Consider the following 1,623-nt stretch of genomic DNA (forward strand, 5'->3'; position numbering starts at 1 on the left):
GGGCACCGCCACCAGGCTCACCCGTGCCGCGATGACGGCGACGACAGGCGCGCACACCGCCTGTGCGGCGCCCGCGGCTGCCAACGCCTCGGCCAGACGCGGGGGAACCCGGCGCCTTTGAAGGGCGGCGCTCCACCTCGGGGCGAGGGTGAGAAGGGCGCCGGTTGCGAGGACGGAGAGCAGGAAGCCGGGGCTGCGGGCCAGCCACGGGTCGTACAGGACAAGCAGCAGTACGGCGGCGGCCAGGGCCGGGATCAGCGACCGGCGCCGCCCCGTGCCGATGGCGAGCAGCGCGATCAGTCCGCAGGCCGCGGCCCGCAGCACGCTCGGCTCCGGTCTGCAGACCATGACGAAGCCGAGGGTGAGAGCACCGCCGAGCAGCGCTGTCGCCCGCAGCGAGATCCCCAACCGTGGGGCGAGGCCGCGCCGTTCCACGCGTTGGGCAAGGCTGGGCGGGCCGATGAGCAGGGCGAGGACGATCGTGAGATTGGCGCCGCTCACCGCGAGGAGGTGCGTCAGATCCGTTGCCCTGAAGGCCTCTTCCAGCTCGGGGGCCACGCGGGAGGTGTCCCCGACCACCAGCCCGGGCAACAGTGCCCTGGCATCGGGCGGCAACCCGTCCGTAGCCTCCCGCAACCCGCCCCGCAGCCGCCCCGCCAGGCGCTGCGGCCCTGACGGCGCATCGACCACCCGCGGCGTCTGCCCTCCATCCACTCGGAGCACCGCCGCGATGCGGTCACCCTGCGGCAAGGGAGGCGCGAGGCTTGCCCGGACGCGCAATCTGGTCGAAGGCAGGAGCGCGAGCCAGCGTGCCCTGGGCCAGGGGCCGGCGGATTCCCCGTCGACGGAGTCCTGGCCGGCGGCGTCCTTCCCGGCGGAATCTCTGCCGACGGAGTCCCTGCCCCTGCCCCTGCCCGCGTTCCCGTCCCCGTCCCCGTCCCCGTCCCCGTCCCCGGCAAAGACCAGGGCCGGGGTGCGGGTCACGGAGGTCTTGCCGTCCGCCGACGCGACCCGGACGATCTCCGCGTTCAGCATGACCGAGGGCGGCACGGCATGGGCTCCTGTCACGCGGGGCCGGGTGAGCCGAGGGTCGGAGGTGACCTCCAACTCAACCTCCGCTTCGGCATATTGGCGAGCCAGGGCAGGGACTGGACCCCGGTGCAGGTCGGCCCCATGCAGCGCCGCGGAGGTGGCACCCGCCGCGGCACAGAGGAGGACGGCCGCCACCGAGACCCGCCGCCAGGACTGCCGCCGCCCTGGGGCCTCCCCCGGCTCAGACGCATCCTGCCGTGCTTCACCTGCCGAGTGCGTCCGGGCGTTCCGCGGCCCCTCACCCATCGGCCGCCCCCGCACCGTCCATGTCACCAACAGGGCGCCTGCCACCGCCACACAGACCACCACGGCTGCGAACACCCACAGGGGCGGGGCATCCAGCGCCAGGGCCGCAGTCCCCCAGGTCGCGAGGGCGGGTGGCACAAGGCGCAGGTCCAGTGGGCCCTCCTGGCGGGGGTGGGCGTCCCCGAATCGACGCCCGGACGTGGCGTGAACGGTGGGGTGGTCCGGGTCCGGGGCCGGGGCCGGGTCCGGGGCCGGGTCCGGGGCCATTGATGCCCCCGGCACCGC

Annotated in this window: 1 protein-coding gene; it reads right to left on the reverse strand. The window is 74.9% G+C overall.

What is annotated here, in order from left to right; translation table 11 throughout:
* On the reverse strand, positions 1 to 1,605 hold a 1,605-nt coding region (locus ACZ5CR_RS44760; RefSeq protein WP_468869300.1), incomplete at its 3' end, for a ComEC/Rec2 family competence protein.
* Positions 1,606 to 1,623: the final 18 nt, after the last annotated feature.

The sequence above is a fragment of the Streptomyces sp. NPDC031274 genome (assembly GCF_055570235.1).